This is a genomic window from Catellatospora aurea, from assembly GCF_042663325.1.
Lineage (GTDB): Bacteria > Actinomycetota > Actinomycetes > Mycobacteriales > Micromonosporaceae > Catellatospora > Catellatospora aurea.
Genome location: NZ_JBHTAC010000108.1, coordinates 1 through 1,149, shown reverse-complemented (window position 1 = coordinate 1,149; position 1,149 = coordinate 1). Strand labels below are relative to the sequence as shown.

The 1,149-nt window shown below is 63.6% G+C and carries 1 protein-coding gene; it reads left to right on the top strand.

Features of this window, described 5'->3' with window-relative positions:
• The coding region (locus ACFQO7_RS37705; RefSeq protein WP_376810888.1) for an ABC transporter substrate-binding protein at positions 1-1,149 on the top strand (1,149 nt) is incomplete at both ends.

Below are 1,149 nucleotides of genomic sequence, written 5' to 3'. Positions count from 1 at the left end.
GGTGGCAGTGACGACCCGGCGAAGCCGGGTGGCAAGGTCAAGCTGACGATCGCGACGTTCGGCGAGTTCGGTTACAAGGACTTGTACAAGGAGTACATGGCCGCGAACCCGAACGTGGAGATCGTGGAGCGGATCACCAAGGCCGAGGATCACCACAAGAACCTCGCGGCGCACCTGGCGACGAACACGGGTGCGGCCGACATCGAGGCGATCGAGGAGGGCTGGGCGGGTCAGTTCACCGCCAACCCGGGCAAGTTCTACAACTGGACCGACTACGGCGCGAACGACATCAAGTCGCAGTGGCCGGCGTGGAAGTGGCAGCAGGGCAGCTCGGCCAAGGGTGAGGTTGTCGGTCTGGGCACGGACGTGGGCGGTATGGCGATGTGCTACCGCCGGGACCTGTTCGAGAAGGCGGGCCTGCCCACCGACCGCGAGGCCGTTTCGGCTCTGTGGCCGACGTGGGAGAAGTACATCGAGACGGGCGTGAAGTTCAAGAACGCCAACATCAAGGGCTCCGCCTGGATGGACGGCCCGACGGTGATGTACCGATCGATCCTGGGCCAGCAGCCCACCGGCATCTACGACGGCGACAAGGTCGTCGTGGAGACGAACCCGGGTGTCAAGCGCGCGTGGGACCTGACGATCGACGCGATCAACAAGGGCCTCTCCGGGAAGATCGCTCCGTGGTCGGCTGACTGGAACGCGGGTATGGCCAAGGGTTCGTTCGTGACGCTGGCGTGCCCGTCGTGGATGATGGCGTACATCCAGTCGCAGGCCAAGGACTCTTCGGGCAAGTGGGACATCGCTGCGGTTCCTGGTGGTGGCGGTAACTGGGGTGGCTCGTTCCTGACCCTGCCGAAGCAGGGCAAGAACGTGGAAGAGGCTGCGAAGCTGGCGAAGTGGCTGGTGGCTCCGGAGCAGCAGGCGAAGGTGTTCCGGGCGCTGGGTAACTTCCCGTCGACGGTGTCGCTGTACGAGGACGCGGTGATCAAGGACTTCAAGAACCCGTTCTTCAACAACGCGCCGGTCGGTCAGATCTTCTCGAATTCGGTGAAGACGATGGTGCCGCAGTACATGGGTCCGAAGTCCGGTGACATCAACACGGCGATCCAGAACGGTCTGACCCGTGTGGAGCAGGGCAAGCAGAAG